At 59.7% G+C, this 18505-nt stretch carries 14 protein-coding genes and 1 other RNA gene; 11 read left to right on the top strand and 4 right to left on the bottom strand.

Annotated features, from left to right (window positions below; genetic code table 11):
- Nucleotides 1-151: 151 nt before the first annotated feature.
- The 6 genes from zipA (at nt 152) to ACNYC6_RS04090 (ending at nt 8971) form a co-directional block, all read left to right on the top strand.
- Nucleotides 152-1006, top strand: a complete 855-nt coding sequence (gene zipA / locus ACNYC6_RS04115; RefSeq protein WP_419711205.1) for a cell division protein ZipA — start codon at nt 152-154, stop codon at nt 1004-1006.
- A 506-nt stretch (nt 1007-1512) separates the two neighbouring features.
- Nucleotides 1513-2928 (top strand): group II intron reverse transcriptase/maturase, encoded by a 1416-nt coding sequence (ltrA, locus tag ACNYC6_RS04110; RefSeq protein WP_419711204.1) that lies wholly within the window; start codon nt 1513-1515, stop codon nt 2926-2928.
- 92 nt (nt 2929-3020) lie between these two features.
- Nucleotides 3021-5378 carry an NAD-dependent DNA ligase LigA gene (gene ligA / locus ACNYC6_RS04105; protein ID WP_419711203.1) on the top strand — a complete coding sequence of 786 codons (2358 nt, stop codon included), beginning with the start codon at nt 3021-3023 and terminating at the stop codon, nt 5376-5378.
- Nucleotides 5379-5511: 133 nt separating this feature from the next.
- Nucleotides 5512-6678, top strand: a complete 1167-nt coding sequence (locus ACNYC6_RS04100) for a zinc-binding metallopeptidase family protein (RefSeq protein WP_419711202.1) — start codon at nt 5512-5514, stop codon at nt 6676-6678.
- Between the two features lie 110 nt (nt 6679-6788).
- An RNA gene (gene ffs / locus ACNYC6_RS04095) (signal recognition particle sRNA small type) lies at nt 6789-6885 on the top strand.
- 376 nt (nt 6886-7261) lie between these two features.
- A complete protein-coding gene (locus ACNYC6_RS04090; protein WP_419711201.1) occupies nt 7262-8971 on the top strand; it encodes a putative bifunctional diguanylate cyclase/phosphodiesterase in 1710 nt (569 codons plus the stop codon).
- Here ACNYC6_RS04090 and ACNYC6_RS04085 read toward each other — a convergent pair.
- Complete coding sequence (locus ACNYC6_RS04085; RefSeq protein WP_419711200.1) at nt 8968-9708, bottom strand: substrate-binding periplasmic protein; 741 nt, start codon at nt 9706-9708, stop codon at nt 8968-8970. The two genes, ACNYC6_RS04090 and ACNYC6_RS04085, sit on opposite strands and share 4 nt — an antisense overlap.
- A 135-nt stretch (nt 9709-9843) precedes the next feature.
- On the opposite strand from ACNYC6_RS04085, the gene dnaX reads away from it, so the two are divergent.
- From dnaX to ACNYC6_RS04060, 5 genes are all read left to right on the top strand, one after another.
- On the top strand, nt 9844-11922 hold the full coding sequence (gene dnaX, locus ACNYC6_RS04080) for a DNA polymerase III subunit gamma/tau (RefSeq protein ID WP_419711199.1): 2079 nt from the start codon (nt 9844-9846) through the stop codon (nt 11920-11922).
- Nucleotides 11923-11988: 66 nt separating this feature from the next.
- Nucleotides 11989-12327, top strand: a complete 339-nt coding sequence (locus ACNYC6_RS04075; RefSeq protein ID WP_419711198.1) for a YbaB/EbfC family nucleoid-associated protein — start codon at nt 11989-11991, stop codon at nt 12325-12327.
- 173 nt (nt 12328-12500) lie between these two features.
- Nucleotides 12501-13538: an NADP-dependent oxidoreductase gene (locus ACNYC6_RS04070; RefSeq protein ID WP_419711197.1), complete on the top strand. Its 1038-nt coding sequence runs from the start codon at nt 12501-12503 to the stop codon at nt 13536-13538.
- A gap of 62 nt (nt 13539-13600) precedes the next feature.
- Complete coding sequence (recR, locus tag ACNYC6_RS04065; RefSeq protein WP_419711196.1) at nt 13601-14203, top strand: recombination mediator RecR; 603 nt, start codon at nt 13601-13603, stop codon at nt 14201-14203.
- Nucleotides 14204-14324: 121 nt separating this feature from the next.
- Entirely contained in the window at nt 14325-15473 is a 1149-nt protein-coding gene (locus ACNYC6_RS04060; RefSeq protein WP_419711195.1) for an acyl-CoA dehydrogenase family protein, read from the top strand.
- Between the two features lie 124 nt (nt 15474-15597).
- Here ACNYC6_RS04060 and ACNYC6_RS04055 read toward each other — a convergent pair whose 3' ends face one another.
- From ACNYC6_RS04055 to hemN, 3 genes are all read right to left on the bottom strand, one after another.
- Complete coding sequence (locus ACNYC6_RS04055) at nt 15598-16146, bottom strand: adenine phosphoribosyltransferase (protein WP_419711194.1); 549 nt, start codon at nt 16144-16146, stop codon at nt 15598-15600.
- 80 nt (nt 16147-16226) lie between these two features.
- Nucleotides 16227-16961: a fumarate/nitrate reduction transcriptional regulator Fnr gene (fnr, locus tag ACNYC6_RS04050; protein WP_419711193.1), complete on the bottom strand. Its 735-nt coding sequence runs from the start codon at nt 16959-16961 to the stop codon at nt 16227-16229.
- Between the two features lie 93 nt (nt 16962-17054).
- Entirely contained in the window at nt 17055-18437 is a 1383-nt protein-coding gene (gene hemN / locus ACNYC6_RS04045; protein ID WP_419712909.1) for an oxygen-independent coproporphyrinogen III oxidase, read from the bottom strand.
- Nucleotides 18438-18505: the final 68 nt, after the last annotated feature.

Genomic DNA, 18505 nt, shown 5'->3' with positions numbered 1-18505 from the left:
AGTTACCTTTGGTCGTGCTAGTTTAATGTCAATTTTTCGTATACGTGGGCAAAACGCCTGTCAGAACATAGAGTTGGCGCCACGTTTTAAAGCGGTTTACAGGTTGTAAACCCCTTATTTTTCAGCATTTTTTATAGAGGCACGGGATTACATGGAAATCGGTCTGCGCGAGTGGCTGATCGTCATCGGCATTATTGTCATTGCCGGTATTCTTTTTGATGGCTGGCGCCGGATGCGCGGCGGCAAGGGAAAACTGAAATTCCGTCTTGATCGAAGTCTGTCCAACCTGCCGGACGAGGACGCCAGCGCCGAGCTGTTGGGCCCGCCCCGCGTGCTGGATACCCATAAAGAGCCGCAACTGGACGAGCATGATCTGCCATCCGTAAGCATGCCGGCACGCGAGCCTCGCGAGTCGGGTTCCAAGCGCGGCAAGCGTGGTCATGGCGAGCCTTCCCAGGGTGACATGAACCTCAGCCTGGATCTGGATGGCGGCCCGAGCTTCAGCAGCCGTGACGATGATTTCGCTGACGACGCCAAGCCTTCGCCAGCGGTCAACGACAAGGATCAGCCACAGGCCGAAGAAGTGCTGGTAATCAGCGTGATCTGCCGCGACGCGGCCGGCTTCAAAGGCCCGGCGTTGTTGCAGAACATTCTGGAAAGCGGTCTGCGTTTTGGCGAGATGGACATCTTCCACCGTCACGAAAGCATGGCGGGCAACGGCGAAGTCCTGTTCTCCATGGCCAATGCGGTCAAGCCTGGCGTTTTCGATCTGGACGACATCGACCACTTCAGCACCCCGGCAGTGAGCTTCTTCCTCGGTCTGCCAGGCCCGCGTCATCCGAAGCAAGCTTTCGACGTGATGGTGGCTGCAGCGCGCAAACTGTCCCAGGAGCTGAACGGCGAACTGAAGGACGACCAGCGCAGCGTGCTGACCGCCCAGACGATTGAGCATTACCGTCAGCGCATTGTTGAGTTTGAGCGTCGTGCCCTGACCCAGAAACGTTGATTGAAATGGTTATTCCCGTGCGGTGCGCGGGATAATCGGCAAAACAGATTGAGCAGCCTCGGCTGCTCTTTTGCTTGTGCGCCAGGCATGGCGCGTTGCGCGTAAGCGCAACCAGCTTGGCTGTGGTGGCCTCGCTGGTGACTTGGAGGTGAAAGTCCTCTACACACCCGGCAAGGGGAAGTGTTAGCCAGAGGCAAGGGTGTCGCGGGCGACTGCGAATCTGAAGGAAGCCCGAGGCAAATTGCTGGCTTGACGAACAGGAAGCGGATAGAGGCGGCGCAGCGGGGTAAGAAGGCAAGCATCTTCAAAGCCCGATACTTGCACGGAACGCTGTGACGTAGATCCGACAGGCATAAGCAGGAAGGTCGCGCGAATTACCCTGGGAGATCTGCAGGTTTGCCACTGTGCTACCGAGCGTCGAGAGGCGACGGGATGAACCTGCAGAAGTCAGCCGAGGCCGTAGTAAGTGGCGGAAAAAAACCACGCCACCAAGGGCCGAACAGGTCATGCCGCCAGTAGGCGTCACAGTCTCGTTGAATACCGAAATGCAGAAATTTCTCCCAGAGAAGACTGTTACTCCGAGTCCCGGACAGAATCCGAGGATGACGGCTGACAGCGCACAGGTATCGACGGCGTCTGTGACGTGGACGAAAGCGGAGCCGGACACGTTGATGGAGCGAGTGCTTGCATCCGCCAACCTCAGGCGTGCGTATCAACGCGTAGTCAGCAACAAGGGCGCGCCGGGTGCCGATGGCATGACGGTCGAGCAGTTGGCAGGCTACGTGAAACAGTATTGGCCGATCTTCAAGACTCGGTTGCTGGCCGGCGAGTACTACCCGCAAGGTGTACGCGCCGTCGAGATTCCCAAACCCCAAGGCGGCACCCGACAACTGGGCATTCCCAGCGTTGTGGATCGCCTGATCCAACAAGCTTTGCTGCAACAGCTCACGCCGATCTTCGATCCTCTGTTCTCGGACTATAGCTACGGTTTTCGTCCGGGCAGAAGCGCTCATCAAGCCATTGAAACCGCTCGCGGCCATGTGGCAGTGGGTCACCGCTGGTGCGTGGAACTCGATTTGGAAAAGTTCTTCGATCGGGTCAATCACGATGTATTGATGGCCTACATCGAGCGTCAAATCGAAGACAAGCGTGTGCTCACGCTGATCCGTCGCTATCTCGAAGCGGGAACGATGTCGGGCGGGCTCGTCAGCCGACGGCAGGAAGGGACGCCGCAAGGCGGCCCACTGTCGCCGTTGTTGTCGAATATCCTGCTCAACGAACTCGACCATGAGTTAGAGCGACGGGGCCATCGATTCGTGCGCTATGCCGATGATGCGAACATCTATGTGCGCAGCCAACGGGCAGGCGAACGAGTGATGGCTGGCGTTGAGCGCTTCCTGAGACAGCGCCCGAAACTGACGCTGAACCGGGAAAAGAGCCGAGTAGCCGGGTCGTGGATGTGTGATTACCTGGGCTACGGGATGAGCTGGCATCAACAGCCGAGACTGAGAGTGGCGACGATGAGTCTGAATCGCCTACGCGACCGACTTAGAAGCCTGCTGCGTGCAACGCGGAGCCGCAAGATGGCGAACGTCATCGAACGGATAAACCCCGTACTGCGCGGTTGGGCAGGCTATTTCAAGCTAAGTCAGAGCAAGCGGGCACTTGAGACACTGGATGGGTGGGTGCGACATAAACTTCGCTGTATCATCTGGCGCCAATGGAAGCAGCCCTCTACGAGGGCCCGCAACTTGATGCGCTTGGGACTCAACGAGGCGCGTGCTTGTAACTCGGCATTCAATGGTCGAGGCCCTTGGTGGAACTCCGGAGCCCCCCATATGAATCAGGCGCTGCCGAAGAAACTATGGGATCGACTCGGGCTGGTCTCGATACTGGATACGATAACCCGGCTTAACCGCTAAACCTGAACCGCCGTATACGGAACCGTACGTACGGTGGTGTGAGAGGACGGCGGATGTGAATCCGCCTCCTACTCGATTATGAGAGAACACCCATGACTGCCGCCAAAAACCGCATTCTAGAGCTGCGTGCCGAGCTGGATCAGCACAACTATCGCTATCACGTGCTGGACGAGCCAAGCATTCCCGATGCCGAGTACGATCGGTTGTTCCACGAGCTCAAAGCGCTTGAAGCTGCCAATCCCGAACTGATCACCAGCGATTCACCGACCCAGCGAGTGGGCAGTGCGGCGTTGTCGGCGTTCACCCAGGTCCGTCACGAAGTGCCGATGCTCAGCCTCGGCAATGCCTTCGAAGAAACCGACATGCGCGAGTTCGATCGTCGGGTGACCGAGGGCCTGGATCTGCCGGTCGGCGATCTGTTCGGTGGGGGCGCGGCGGTGGAGTACAGCTGCGAACCGAAGCTCGATGGCCTGGCGGTCAGCTTGTTGTATCAGGATGGCGTGCTGGTGCGCGGTGCCACGCGCGGCGATGGCACCACCGGCGAAGACATCAGCGTCAACGTGCGCACCGTGCGCAATATCCCGCTCAAGTTGCACGGCACGGGTTGGCCGGCGACGCTGGAAGTGCGCGGTGAAGTGTTCATGTCCAAGGCCGGTTTCGAACGGCTCAACGCCACACAGCTCGAAGTCGGCGGCAAGACCTTCGCCAACCCGCGCAACGCCGCGGCAGGCAGTTTGCGGCAACTGGATTCGAAAATCACCGCCAACCGGCCGCTTGAGTTTTGCTGCTACGGCATCGGTCAGATTTCGGCGGACATTGCCGATACGCACATCGGCAACTTGCAACAGCTCAAGGCCTGGGGCATGCCGATCAGCCATGAGCTGAAACTGGCCAACGGTATCGATGAGTGCCTGGATTACTACCGCGACATCGGTGAGCGTCGCAACGCGCTCCCGTACGAAATCGACGGCGTGGTGTTCAAGGTCAACAGCATCGCCTCACAGCGAGAGCTGGGTTTTCGTGCTCGCGAGCCGCGCTGGGCCATCGCCCATAAATTCCCGGCCATGGAAGAACTCACCGAGTTGCTCGATGTGGAGTTCCAGGTCGGGCGCACCGGTGCGGTCACGCCTGTAGCGCGGTTGAAACCGGTGAAGGTTGCCGGTGTCACCGTGGCCAATGCCACGCTGCACAACATGGATGAAGTCGCGCGGCTGGGGCTGATGATCGGTGACACGGTGATCATTCGCCGTGCCGGCGACGTGATTCCGCAAGTGGTGCAAGTGGTTCTGGAGCGTCGTCCGGAAGATGCGCGTCCCGTGCAGATCCCGGAGAAGTGCCCGGTTTGCGGCTCCCACGTCGAGCGCACGCAACTGGTCAAACGCAGCAAGGGCCGAGAGACGATCAGCGAAGGCGCGGTTTACCGCTGCGTCGGACGTCTTGCCTGCGGTGCGCAATTGAAGCAGGCGATCATTCACTTCGTGTCGCGCCGTGCGATGGACATTGAAGGTTTGGGCGACAAGAGTGTCGAGCAGTTGGTGGACGAAGGTTTGGTGAGTTCGCCGGCCGATCTCTACGCACTCAAGTTCGACGACATCGTCGATCTGGAAGGTTTTGCCGAGGTGTCGAGCAACAAGCTGCTCAGTGCCATCGAAGACAGCAAGAAACCCGGGCTGGCGCGATTCATCTATGCGTTGGGGATTCCCGATGTCGGCGAAGAGACGGCCAAGGTGCTGGCGCGGTCGCTGGGTTCACTGGAGCGGGTGCAGCAGGCATTGCCGCAAGTGCTGACGTACTTGCCGGACGTCGGCCTGGAAGTGGCTCACGAGATTCACAGTTTCTTCGAAGATGCGCATAACCAGCAAGTGATCGCCGATCTGCTCAAGCATGGTTTGCAGATTCAGGATCAAGGTGACTTGGGCGCCGAGTTTGCCGCCAGCACGACGTTGGGCGGTTTCCTCGACAAGCTGCACATTCCTTCGGTCGGGCCAGGCGGGGCGCAGAAACTGGCTGAGAAGTTCGGTTCGCTGCAAGGGGTCATCAGCGCTGATTGGCTGGACATGCGTCAGGCGCTGCCGGAGAAGCAGGCCAATTCGGTTCGTGAGTTTTTTGCGGTCGAGGAAAATCGCTTGCTCGCCGAATCTGCGGAAAAGCAACTCGCCGATTTCGGCATGCACTGGCAGAGCGAGAAGAAAGTCGTCGAAGGCCTGCCGCTGGCCGGGCAGACCTGGGTGCTCACCGGTTCGCTGGAGCTGATGAGTCGTGATGTGGCCAAGGAAAAACTCGAAAGCCTCGGCGCCAAGGTGGCAGGTTCCGTGTCGGCCAAAACCCATTGCGTGGTGGCAGGGCCGGGAGCTGGGTCGAAGTTGGCCAAGGCCAATGAGCTGGGATTGAAGGTGCTGGATGAAGAGGCGTTTGTCGAGTTTCTGAAGGGGCACGGTGTTTCTGTCTGACTTTTATCCTGTGGCGGGGGAGCTGGCGCCTGCTACGCAGGCGAACGGGAGCAAGCTCCCTCGCCACAAAGAGCACGGAACGATCCTGTCTGGGAAATGATCTAGTCTTGGCAAACCCCAGGGAGAGATCGCCATGTACCGTTTCTTCGAACAGCTCAGCTCGCGTATCGCCGCGCCCTTCATGGGCGACAGTTCGCGCAACAGCAAGGTCTGGCCCTGTCGTTGCGGGCAGTCGCTGTTCTTTCGCAACAGTCAGTGCCTGGCCTGTTCGGCGGCGTTGGGCTATCAGCCGGAGCGGAGCTGCCTGACCTCGCTGCAACCGGGTGAGCAGACAGGCACCTGGTTACTTGATGTCGACCCGGAGGCAGGCCTGTTTCGCCGCTGCGCCAACCTCGACTCCCCGGCAGCCTGCAATTGGTTGTTGCCCGCCAATGATCGCGACGTCTTGTGCATTGCCTGTAGTCTCAATCGCACCATCCCCGATTTATCGATAGCTGAAAATCATGAGCGTTGGCGCAAAGTGGAAACCGCCAAGCGGCGACTGGTCGCGCAACTGGTCAGCCTGGGCTTGCAGGTGATCCCCAAAACCATTGACGAAGACGCTGGCCTGGCCTTCGATTTCATCGGCGTCGACCTCGAAGGCAAGTCGCCCACTACCGGCCACGCCAACGGCTTGATCACCCTCGATGTCAAGGAAGCCGACGACGCCCATCGCGAACAGGTACGGGTTCAGATGCACGAGCCCTATCGCACGCTACTCGGGCATTTCCGTCACGAAGTCGGGCACTATTATTGGGATCGATTGATCGCCAACAGTGATTGGCAGGACGCGTTTCGCGGTCTGTTCGGCGACGAGCGCGCCAGTTACGCCGAGGCGCTTGATCGGCATTATCAACAAGGCGCACCGCTTGATTGGCAACAACAGTACGTCAGCGCCTACGCCACCATGCACCCGTGGGAAGACTGGGCCGAAACCTGGGCGCACTACCTGCACATGATGGACGCGGTGGACACGGCGCTCGGGTTTGGCATGAGTGCCCGGGAAATGGACTTCGACTATCAGCCGTTTCCGCTGGAAACTCTCTACGATTCTCAGCATCCCGGCGGTGCGGCGTTTCTGTCGTTCGTCAACGCCTGGATCGAATTGGCCGGCATGCTCAATGAGTTGTCGCGCAGCATGGGGCAGCCGGATTTTTATCCGTTCGTGTTACCGCCGGCGGTGATCGCCAAACTGCACTTTATTCATCTGGTGATCCAGCGCGAGGGCGGCAGGGCAGATGAGGTGCTTCAGGCGCAATAGCAAGTGCTTGAACGCCTTCATATTTTTAATCCACCTGAACGGTTGTATCTTCGTCTCAGATAGGTACAATGGCGCGGCTCGCCGTCAGGTGAGCGTCGTTATGGTGACCCCATCGGTCCCCCCGCAACGATTACCCGTGAACCTGGTCAGAGCCGGAAGGCAGCAGCCACAGCGGGAACATTGTGTGCCGGGGTGTGGCTGGTGGGGTTGCCTCCATAACGCACCGCGAGTCCTCTCTCGCGTTATCTGAATCAAATACTTTTTTTGTGCTGCCATGGACCTTGTCCATAGCGGTTTTTTGTCGTCTTCGATTTGTGAGGCGGATAAAAAGCAGCCTGTCGCTCACCCTCTCGCGACATGAATCGGTTACCTTGCTTTGCAAATTGTCAGGCATCTCGTAGAATCGCCGCCGGAAATGGGTATTTGATCACCTGTTTCCAGACGTTCGATCAATACAATAGAGCCAGCAGGGCGCATGCTCACGGGGTTACGTGAGTCGTTGTGCAGCCGTGATATCCCGCGAATCGTCAGCGGTATATTGTTGCCTCACCGCCGCCAATGTTAGCGACAGCGAGTCTGACTCATGGATGAGAAGTACCGCAGGGCCGTGGATGCCGCCGCCATTTTTTCCGAGACCGATCTGACCGGCCGGATTACCCACGTCAACGACCAATTCTGTGCAGTTTCCGGCTACAGCCGTGAGGAACTGCTCGGGCAAAATCATCGATTGCTCAATTCCGGCATGCACTCGGCCGAGTTTTTCGCCGGGATGTGGCGCAACATCGCCCTGGGTAATGTCTGGAAGGGCGAAATCTGCAATCGTGCCAAAGATGGCAGCCTGTATTGGGTCGAAAGCACCATGGTGCCGATTCTCGATGAAGTCACCGGGCGAGTGGAGCGTTACTTGTCCATTCGCTTCGATATCAGCGAAAAGCGTCAACTGCTGCATTCCCTGCAATGGCGAGTGGGACATGACGTGCTCACCGGCTTGCCCAATCGTGCGTTTCTCTCGGACTTGCTGGATCAGGCACTGGAATTCTCGCGCCTGGAGAGCATTCCGCTGGCGGTGTGCATGCTCGACCTCGACGGTTTCAAGGCTGTCAACGATGGTTATGGGCATGCCAGCGGTGATCTTTTGCTGGTCGAAGTTGCCAAACGATTGCGCGGTATTGTGCGTGGCGAGGATGTGGTGGCGCGGCTGGCCGGTGACGAGTTCGTGCTGGTGCTGCGTTATGTTCGCGACCTGCAGGAACTGCGCGCGGCGTTGAATCGTGTGCTGGGAGCAATCTCGGCACCATATTCGCTCAATGGCAAGGACATCCATGTGTTCGCCAGTATTGGCGTCACGCTGTTTCCCCACGACAACGAAAACGCCGATACCCTGTTGCGCCACGCCGATCAGGCGATGTACGTGGCCAAGCAGAGCGGCCGCAATCGCTTTCATCTATTCGATGTCTCCCGGGATCGGGAGGTCAAGGCCACGCACCAGACCGTCGAGCAGGTGCGTCGGGCCTTGGCTTGCGGCGAATTGCGCCTGCATTTCCAGCCCAAGGTCAACATGCGCCAGGGTAAGGTCGTTGGTTTCGAGGCGTTGCTGCGTTGGGAGCATCCGCAAAACGGCATCGTCCCTGCGCGGGAGTTTTTGCCGCTGGTGGCAGAGACCGACCTGATTATCGATATCGGCGAATGGGTGATGGATCAGGTGCTGACGCAGCTGGATCAATGGCGGCAAGCCGGGCATGACTGGCCGGTGAGCGTCAACATCGCGGTACGGCATTTTCAGCGGACGGACTTTGTCGACCGGCTCAAAAACGTGTTGGCGCGGCATGCCAGGGTCGCACCGCAGCGGCTGGACCTGGAAATCGTCGAGTCGGTTGCCGTCGAGAATATCCAGCACGTCAGCGACTGCTTGCAGGCCTGCCAGGCGCTTGGCGTGCAGTTTTCCTTGGGGGACTTCGGCACGGGTTACTCGTCCCTGAGCTACCTCAAGCGTCTGCGCACGCAAACCATCAAGATCGATAAAACCTTTGTGCGCGATATTCTGCATGACAGCGACGACCTGGCCCTGACCACTGCGATCATTGGCCTGGCCCGGGCGTTTGGGCGTCAGGTGATTGCCGAGGGACTGGAAAGCGTGGAGCACGGCGAGTTATTGCTGCGCCTGGGCTGCGACGTGGCCCAAGGGTATTTCATCGCTCGACCGATGCCGTCCACGGATGTACCGGGTTGGGTGGCAGCGTTTGTCACTCCGCCGCAATGGCAGGCGCCGGATTTGCTGGAGACCGCGGGTTAAGGTTTGCCGCCGACGTACAACCGAATGATGTCATCGATTTCCCCGGACATTTTCATGCGCACCAACGTCCGCAATATCCGTTGCACCGGCACTTTTGGGTCGTTGCGCACATAGCAACCGACGCTTTGCTCCTGCAGCACCGCAACACTCAGCAATTGGTGTTCCGGCATCAGGCGCTGGTTGAACCAGTCCAGTGACCATTGGTTGCTGACCGCATAGCGATTGCGCCCGGCGTGAAGTTTTTCCAGCACCTGTTCCTGATTGCGGGCGTCGTCGCGCAGCAGTTGATTGGCGTCGAACAACGGTTCCAGGGTCGGGTAGCTGTAGCCGAGCACAGTGCCGATGGACTGTCGGGGCAGGCTTGCCGGAACCACTGAGGTTTGGAGAGCGGGGCGGCTGACGAGCAAGTCGGGCTGGGTCCAGAGCGGGATACTCCAGATGTAATCGCCGGACTGATTCGGCAGCCATGATTGTGCGGCATAACAGCGAACATCGACCTCGCCGTGTTCCATGGCGCTTTGCACCCGGCCCCGTGGCAACACGTGAAACTGCGCAGGTATGCCGACCTGCGTCGCGAGGCTGAGCATCACGTCATACAGAATGCCCTGGGTTGGCCGGCCGCGTTCAAACTGCACCATCGGCATCGCCCAACTGTCGGGCACCACGAAGCGCAACGGCGCTTGCGCGGCAGCGCCGTTCAGGCTGATCAACAGCAATGCCCCCAAGGCCAACCGCATAACCGCTCCACTATCCTTGAAACAAAAAGCCCCCGAAATGCAGCTTAGCCATATTAGACGAGCGCGCCGGATGCAATTTTGGCCTTGCTCCGCTAGCATTAGCCGCTTCTGCTTCTACCGTTGCGATGGTTTTCGATGAGTTATCAGGTTCTTGCACGTAAATGGCGTCCGCGCTCGTTCCGCGAAATGGTCGGCCAGACCCATGTGCTCAAGGCTCTGATCAATGCCTTGGACAGCCAACGGTTGCACCACGCCTACCTGTTCACCGGTACGCGCGGGGTCGGCAAGACCACCATCGCGCGAATTATCGCCAAATGCCTGAACTGTGAAACGGGCATCACTTCTTCGCCTTGCGGCGAGTGCTCGGTGTGCCGTGAGATCGATGAAGGCCGTTTCGTCGACCTGATCGAGATCGACGCCGCCAGCCGCACCAAGGTCGAAGACACCCGTGAGCTGCTCGACAACGTGCAATATGCCCCGAGCCGTGGGCGCTTCAAGGTCTACCTGATCGACGAAGTGCACATGCTCTCCAGCCATTCCTTCAATGCGCTGCTGAAAACCCTCGAAGAGCCGCCACCCTACGTCAAGTTCATCCTGGCCACCACTGATCCGCAGAAACTTCCTGCAACGATTCTATCGCGGTGCCTGCAGTTCTCCCTGAAGAACATGACGCCGGAGCGTGTGGTCGAGCATTTGACCCACGTGCTGGGCGTCGAGAACGTGCCGTTCGAAGACGATGCACTGTGGCTGCTGGGCCGCGCCGCCGATGGCTCGATGCGTGATGCCATGAGCCTGACCGACCAAGCGATTGCCTTCGGCGAAGGCAAGGTGATGGCCGCCGACGTTCGGGCAATGCTCGGCACTCTCGATCACGGGCAGGTCTATGACGTCCTGCATGCATTGATCGAAGGCGATGCCAAGGCGTTGCTCGAAGCTGTTCGTCACTTGGCCGAACAAGGCCCGGACTGGAGCGGCGTGCTCTCGGAAATTCTCAATGTGCTGCACCGTGTCGCCATCGCCCAGGCCTTGCCGGAAGGTGTCGATAACGGTCACGGCGACCGTGAGCGGGTGCTGGCACTGGCCCAGGCATTGCCGGCCGAAGACGTGCAGTTCTACTACCAGATGGGCCTGATCGGCCGCCGCGACTTGCCGCTGGCGCCGGACCCCCGTGGCGGATTTGAAATGGTGCTGCTGCGGATGCTCGCGTTCCGGCCCGCCGACACGGCGGAAGCCCCGAGGCAACCGCTAAAGCCAGTGGGGATCAGCCAGGCCACGGTTGATTCCGCCAAATCAGTGGCTGCCACGCCGGTCGTTGCGCCGGTGGTCGCTGCGGCAGTTGCACCTGCGGCTGCTCCGCCGATTGAGGCGGTTGTGGCTCCCGAGCCTGCGCCTGAACCGGTAGCACCGGTGGTTGAGCCCGAGCCGGTGGTCGAGGCTGCCGTGGTCGAAGAAGTGGTCGACCTGCCGTGGAACGATCCGGTCGAGCCTGCGCCTGTTCAGCAGCCTGCGGTGGAGCCGGTGCTGGAAACCACCAGTGAGCAACCCGAGTTGCCGCCGATGCCGTTGCCGACGCCTGACAGCGTGGTGCCGGACGCACCGGAGTGGGCCGCTGCGCCAATCCCGGAGCCGTCCGTGGCCGAGGTCGATGCCGCCACGCCGGGTATGGACCTGGACGACGAGCCGCCGCTGGACGAAGACTACATCGAGCCGGACATGGATTCGGCCTACAGCTACCTCGATGAGCTGGCCAGCGAACACACCGCCGAGCCGACGCCGGAGCCTGAACCCGAGCCTGCCGCCGCGCCGGCCACCGGCGTGGCCCTGCAATGGCTTGAGCTGTTCCCGAAGCTGCCGATCTCCGGCATGACCGGCAGCATCGCCGCCAACTGCACATTGATCGCCGTGGATGGTGACAATTGGCTGTTGCACCTGGACCCGGCCCACAGTGCCTTGTTCAACGCGACGCAGCAGCGTCGCCTCAACGATGCGTTGAACCAGTATCACGGGCGGACCCTGAACCTGACCATGGAGCTGATCAAGCCCGAGCAGGAAACCCCGGCCCAGGCGGCGTCACGCCGGCGTGCCGACCGTCAGCGCGAGGCCGAGGAGTCGATCCACGGTGATCCGTTCATCCAGCAAATGATGCAGCAGTTCGGTGCGGTGATCCGTAACGATACTATTGAACCTGTCGAAGCCCTGGTCAGTCAGGGCTAATAACTGAAGGCGTTCGGCCGAAAGGGCCGGGCGCCGTTTAATCCAAGTACTTTTGAGGTGATTCCCATGATGAAAGGTGGCATGGCCGGCCTGATGAAGCAGGCGCAGCAGATGCAGGAAAAAATGGCCAAGATGCAGGAAGAGCTGGCCAATGCCGAAGTCACCGGTCGCGCGGGTGGTGATATGGTCACCGTGGTGATGACCGGTCGTCATGACGTCAAGAGCGTGACCATCGACCCGAGTCTGGTCGAAGGCCTGAGCGAAGACGACAAGGAAATGCTCGAAGCCGTCGTTGCCGCCGCCGTCAACGACGCCGTCCGCAAGATCGAAGCCAACAGCCAGGACAAAATGTCCGGGATGACCGCTGGCATGCAACTGCCACCGGGCATGAAACTGCCATTCTGATTCGCCTTCGGGTGACAGATGAGCTACAAAAAATGCCAGGCATCGCGCCTGGCATTTTTGTTTCTGCCCGCGAATGAAGTCGACTCGGTTCAGGGCAGAAACATCGAACGCCAAACCGCCACAAAGGTCTGCTCCCTATATCACCAACCCCATTGATCAAAGGAGACGCTGCCATGTCCGACCCCATGACCCTCAACCAACGTATCGTCCTGGTTTCACGCCCGGTGGGCGCGCCGACGCCGGAAAACTTCCGTCTGGAGCGGGTCGCATTGCCTGACCTGACGGATGGCCAAGTGTTGCTCAAGACGCTTTACCTCTCGTTGGACCCCTACATGCGCGGGCGCATGAGTGACGCTCCGTCCTACGCCGCTCCGGTAGAAATCGGCGATGTAATGACCGGTGGCGCTGTCAGTCGCGTCGAGCGCTCGCTCAATCCCAAGTTTCAGGAAGGCGATCTGGTGGTCGGCGCTACAGGCTGGCAAAGCCACAGTATCAACGACGGTCGCGGCATTATTCCTATTCCGAAAAGCCTGCCGAGCCCGTCGATGGCCCTCGGCGTACTCGGTATGCCGGGCATGACCGCCTACATGGGATTGATGGACATCGGCCAGCCGAAATCCGGTGAGACGCTGGTGGTCGCGGCGGCATCCGGCGCGGTGGGTTCGGTCGTGGGGCAAGTGGCGAAGATCAAGGGCTTGCGCGTGGTCGGCGTGGCAGGCGGCGCGGACAAGTGCCGTTATGTGGTCGAAGAACTCGGCTTCGATGCCTGCATCGATCACAAGAGTTCGAGCTTCGTCGATGAACTGGCGCAGGCATGCCCAAAGGGCATCGACATCTATTACGAAAACGTCGGCGGCAAGGTGTTCGACGCGGTGGTGCCACTGCTCAATCCCAAGGCGCGAATTCCGTTGTGTGGCCTGATTGCTTCCTACAACGCCAGCGAAGCGCCGAGCGGCCCGGATCGCTTGCCGCAATTGCAGCGCACGTTACTGACCAAGCGTGTACGGATTCAGGGCTTTATCGTGTTTGACGACTACGGCGACCGTCAGCCGGAATTCGCCACCGCCATGGCCCCGTGGGTGCGCGATGGCAAGGTGAAATTCCGCGAAGACGTGGTCGATGGCCTGGAGAACGCGCCGCAAGCGTTCATCGGTCTGCTGGAAGGACGCAACTTCGGCAAATTGGTGGTGAGGGTCGCGACAGCTGAATAATTGACGCTAAACAGAGGCGCGGGTATAAACCGCGTCTCGTTGTTTTGTCGGACTTTTTCCCCATGAGCTTCAGCCCTTTGATTCGCCAACTGATCGATGCCCTGCGAGTTTTGCCGGGCGTGGGCCAGAAAACCGCCCAGCGCATGGCGTTGCAGTTGCTCGAGCGTGATCGCAGCGGCGGCTCGCGACTGGCGCTGGCCCTGAGCCAAGCCATGGAAGGGGTCGGCCATTGCCGTTTGTGCCGCACACTGACCGAAGATGACCTCTGCCCACAATGCGCCGACACCCGCCGCGATGACACTTTGTTGTGCGTCGTGGAAGGGCCGATGGATGTCTACGCCGTGGAACAGACAGGTTTCCGTGGTCGCTACTTCGTGCTCAAGGGGCATTTGTCGCCGCTCGATGGACTGGGGCCGGAGGCCATCGGTATTCCGCAGCTGATGGCGCGGATCGAAGAGGCGGGTACGTTCGCGGAAGTCATCCTCGCCACCAATCCGACCGTGGAAGGTGAAGCGACGGCGCATTACATCGCCCAATTGCTCAGCAGCAAAGGCTTGATCGCCTCGCGCATTGCCCATGGCGTGCCGTTGGGCGGGGAGCTGGAGTTGGTGGATGGCGGGACGCTGGCGCATTCGTTTGCAGGGCGTAAGCCGATTTCGTTGTAACGGCAAAAGATCGCAGCCTTCAGGCTTTTCTGTAGGCGCTGCCGAAGGCTGCGATCATTTGATCTTGTAAACCAAGCAAGCGCTCGGTTAACGTCGCTGAACCCTTCAGTGGAGTTCGCCGATGCCTGCCTTTCAGGAATACTTCGATCCCAGCCACCAATTGGTCCGTGACAGCGTCAGACGTTTCGTCGAGCGCGAGATTCTTCCGGACATCGATCAATGGGAAGAAACCGAAAGCTTTCCCCGTGAACTCTATCTGAAGGCCGGCGCGGCAGGAATTCTCGGCATAGGGTATCCGCAAGCGCTCGGTGGCAGTCACGAAGGTGATTTGTTCGCCAAGGTCGCCGCCAGCGAAGAGTTGATGCGTTGTGGCTCCGGTGGCCTCGTGGCGGGGCTGGGGTCGCTGGACATCGGCTTGCCGCCGATCCTCAAGTGGGCCAGGCCTGAGGTCCGTGATCGAGTGGCGCCGCAGGTGCTGTCCGGCGAGAAAATCAGCGCCCTGGCCATCACCGAGCCTGGCGGCGGTTCCGACGTTGCCAACCTGCAAACCCGCGCTGTGCGTGACGGCGATTTCTACCGGGTCAGCGGCAGTAAAACCTTTATCACCAGCGGCGTCCGCGCGGATTTCTACACCGTCGCGGTGCGCACTGGCGAGCCGGGTTTCGCCGGCATCAGCCTGTTGTTGATCGAGAAGGGCACGCCCGGTTTCACCGTGGGACGGCAGTTAAAGAAAATGGGCTGGTGGGCGTCGGACACGGCTGAACTGTTCTTCGACGATTGCCGGGTGCCTGTAGGAAATTTAATTGGCACCGAGAACATGGGCTTTGCCTGCATCATGGGTAACTTCCAGAGCGAGCGTTTGGCCTTGGCCCTGATGGCCAACATGACCGCGCAACTGGCGCTGGAGGAAAGCCTGAAATGGGCGCGAGCACGTGAAGCCTTCGGTAAGCCGATCGGCAAGTTTCAGGTGATCAAGCATCGACTCGCCGAGATGGCCACGGCACTTGAAGTCTCAAGGGAATTCACCTACCGGCAAGCCGCGAAAATGGCGGCGGGGCAGACGGTGATCAAGGAAATTTCCATGGCGAAGAACTTTGCCACGGACACGGCGGATCGGATCGTTAACGACGCCGTGCAGGTATTGGGAGGTTTGGGTTATATGCGCGAGAGCCTGGTGGAGCGGCTGTATCGGGACAACCGGATTCTGTCGATCGGCGGGGGGACGCGGGAAGTGATGAATGAAATCATCAGCAAGCAGATGGGGCTTTAAGTCTTGTAGCGTTGCGGATTACGCCATCGCGAACAGGCTCCCACATTCGACCGCGTTCTGTCCGGAAGAACGCAATCCACTGTAGGAGCGAGCCTGCTCGCGATGGCGTCAGTACAGGCGCCGCTTACTTATCGGTCAACGCAAACTGCGTCAGGCAGAACGTCGGAATGCCCATGTCTTGCAGACGCTGCGAACCACCCAGCTCCGGCAAGTCGATGATCGCCGCCGCTTCATGAACCTTCGCACCCATGCGGCGAATCAGGTTGGCCGCCGCGATCAGGGTGCCGCCAGTGGCGATCAGGTCATCGAACATCACCACCGAATCGCCCTCGCACAGGCTGTCGGCGTGCACTTCGAGGAAGGCTTCGCCGTATTCGGTCGCATAGCCTTCAGCGAGGACATCGGCTGGCAGTTTGCCTTGCTTGCGGAACAACACCAGCGGCTTGTTCAACTGATAGGCCAGTACTGAACCGATCAGGAAACCACGGGCATCCATCGCGCCGATGTGGGTGAAATCGGCCTCGACGTAACGATGGGCGAAGCTGTCCATCACCAGGCGCAGGGCGGTGGGCGACTGGAACAGCGGGGTGATGTCGCGAAAGATCACGCCCGGCTTGGGAAAGTCGATCACGGGGCGGATGAGGGATTTGATGTCGAAGGAGTCGAAGACCATCGTCGTTGTGTCCTGGCAGGGCTGCAAACGACGCATTATAACGGCGGCTGAACCGTTTCGCTCAGCCGCAACAGCATGTTTCAGCTTTCCAGGGAACCACCGGCCAGGGCGCAGAGCTGGATCGGGTCGAGGATGCGGATTTCCTTGCCTTCGGCGGCGATCAGTTCGTTCTGCTGGAAGCGTGTGAACACCCGCGACACGGTTTCCACCGCCAGGCCCAGGTAGTTGCCGATTTCGTTGCGCGACATGCTCAGGCGGAACTGGTTGGCCGAGAAACCCCGGGCACGGAAACGCGCGGACAGGTTGACCAGGAAGGTAGCGATGCGCTCGTCGGCGGTTTTCTTCGACAACAGCAACATCATTTGTTGATCGTCACGGATCTCGCGGCTCATGACGCGCATCAGCTGACGGCGCAACTGCGGCAATTGCAGGGCCAGTTCGTCGAGACGTTCGAAGGGGATTTCACACACCGAGGTGGTTTCCAGCGCTTGTGCCGACACCGGGTGCTTTTCGGTGTCCATGCCCGACAGGCCGACCAGCTCGCTCGGCAGGTGAAAACCGGTGAGCTGTTCTTCGCCGGCATCGCTCAGGTTGAAAGTTTTTAGCGCGCCGGAGCGTACTGCGTAGACCGAGTCGAACGTGTCGCCCTGACGGAACAGAAACTCACCCTTTTTCAGTGGGCGGCCGCGTTTGACGATTTCGTCCAGCGCGTCCATGTCTTCCAGGTTCAGCGAAAGTGGCAAGCACAGCGGGGCCAGGCTGCAATCCTTGCAATGGGCCTGATTATGAGCGCGCAGTTTTACTGGCTCGGACATTTCATCAATCCTTGTAGGAAATCACACATAAGACGTAAGGGTAACTCACCCAAGGACATTGAGGCCAGCACACGGCGCTTTTGTCGCAGGCCGTTAGATCACCCGGGAAAAACGTTGGCGGCTGTGTTGTTCCAGGTACGCATCAAACACCATGCACACTGAGCGCACCAGCAAACGTCCGGCAGGCAACACGGTGATTCTGTCGCGATCCAGTTCAATCAGGCCGTCCTTGGCCATACGTTGCAATTGTGGCCAAAGTTCGCCGAAATAACCCTGAAAATCGATGTTGAAGGTCTGTTCGATCTCAGCAAACTCCAGGCTGAAGTTGCAGATCAGTTGCTGAATCACCGCACGGCGCACGCGGTCATCGGCGTTGCACAGCAGGCCGCGGCTGGTGGCCGGTTGCGAAGAGGCCAGGGCATTCTGGTATTGATTCAGGTCGCTGCTGTTTTGGCAGTACAAGTCACCGATCTGGCTGATCGCTGAAACGCCAAGCCCGATCAGATCGCAATGACCGTGGGTGGTGTAGCCCTGGAAATTGCGTTGCAGGGTCGACTCTTCCTGGGCAATCGCCAGTTCATCGTCGGGCAGGGCAAAGTGGTCCATGCCGATGTAGCGGTAACCGGCAGCGGTCAGTTGTTCGATGGTGCGCTGGAGCATTTCAAGTTTCTGTGCCGGTGTCGGCAGTTCGTTGCTGTTGATCCGCCGTTGCGGCATGAAGCGTTCAGGCAGGTGCGCGTAGTTGAACACCGAGAGCCGGTCCGGTTGCAGGCTGATGACTTCCTCGACGGTGCGGGCGAAGTTCTCCGGGGTCTGCTTCGGCAAGCCGTAGATCAGGTCGATGTTGATCGAGCGAAATTGCAGGGTCCGGGCGGCATCGATCACCGCGCGGGTTTCCTCCAGGCTTTGCAGGCGATTGACCGCACGTTGCACGGCCGGGTCGAGGTCTTGCAGGCCGATGCTGACCCGATTGAAGCCCAGTTCGCGCAGCAGGCCCATGGTCGACCAGTCAGCCTCGCGAGGGTCGATTTCGATGCCGTAGTCGCCGGAGTCATCGTCGAGCAGGTTGAAGTGTTTGCGCAGGTGCGCCATCAATTGCCGCAGTTCGTCGTGGCTGAGAAAGGTTGGCGTGCCGCCGCCGAAATGCAGTTGCTCGACTTTTTGCGCGGGGTCGAGGTGGCAGGCGATCAGCTGGATTTCCTGCTCCAGGCGCTGCAAATAGGGGAGTGCGCGGCCACGATCCTTGGTGATGACTTTGTTGCAGGCGCAGTAGTAGCAAATGTTCGCGCAGAACGGTACGTGCACGTACAGCGACAACGGGCGCTGCGCCTTTCGGCTGTCGCGCAGGGCGTGGAACAGGTCGAAGGTGCCGACCTGACCGTGCAATTGCACGGCGGTCGGATAGGAGGTGTAGCGCGGTCCCGCCAGGTCGTAACGGCGGATCAGGTCGGTGTCCCAACGAATGGCGTCGAGCATCATGCGGGCATTCCCCCGGATAGGCTGGCAGTGTCAGCCAGTCTAGAGGCGGCGGCGTTGATGGATCT

The organism is Pseudomonas sp. NFX224 (assembly GCF_048565165.1).
Taxonomy (GTDB): Bacteria; Pseudomonadota; Gammaproteobacteria; order Pseudomonadales; family Pseudomonadaceae; genus Aquipseudomonas.
The sequence above is the reverse complement of the archived record's forward strand: the minus strand, read 5'-3'. Positions and strand labels throughout refer to the sequence as shown.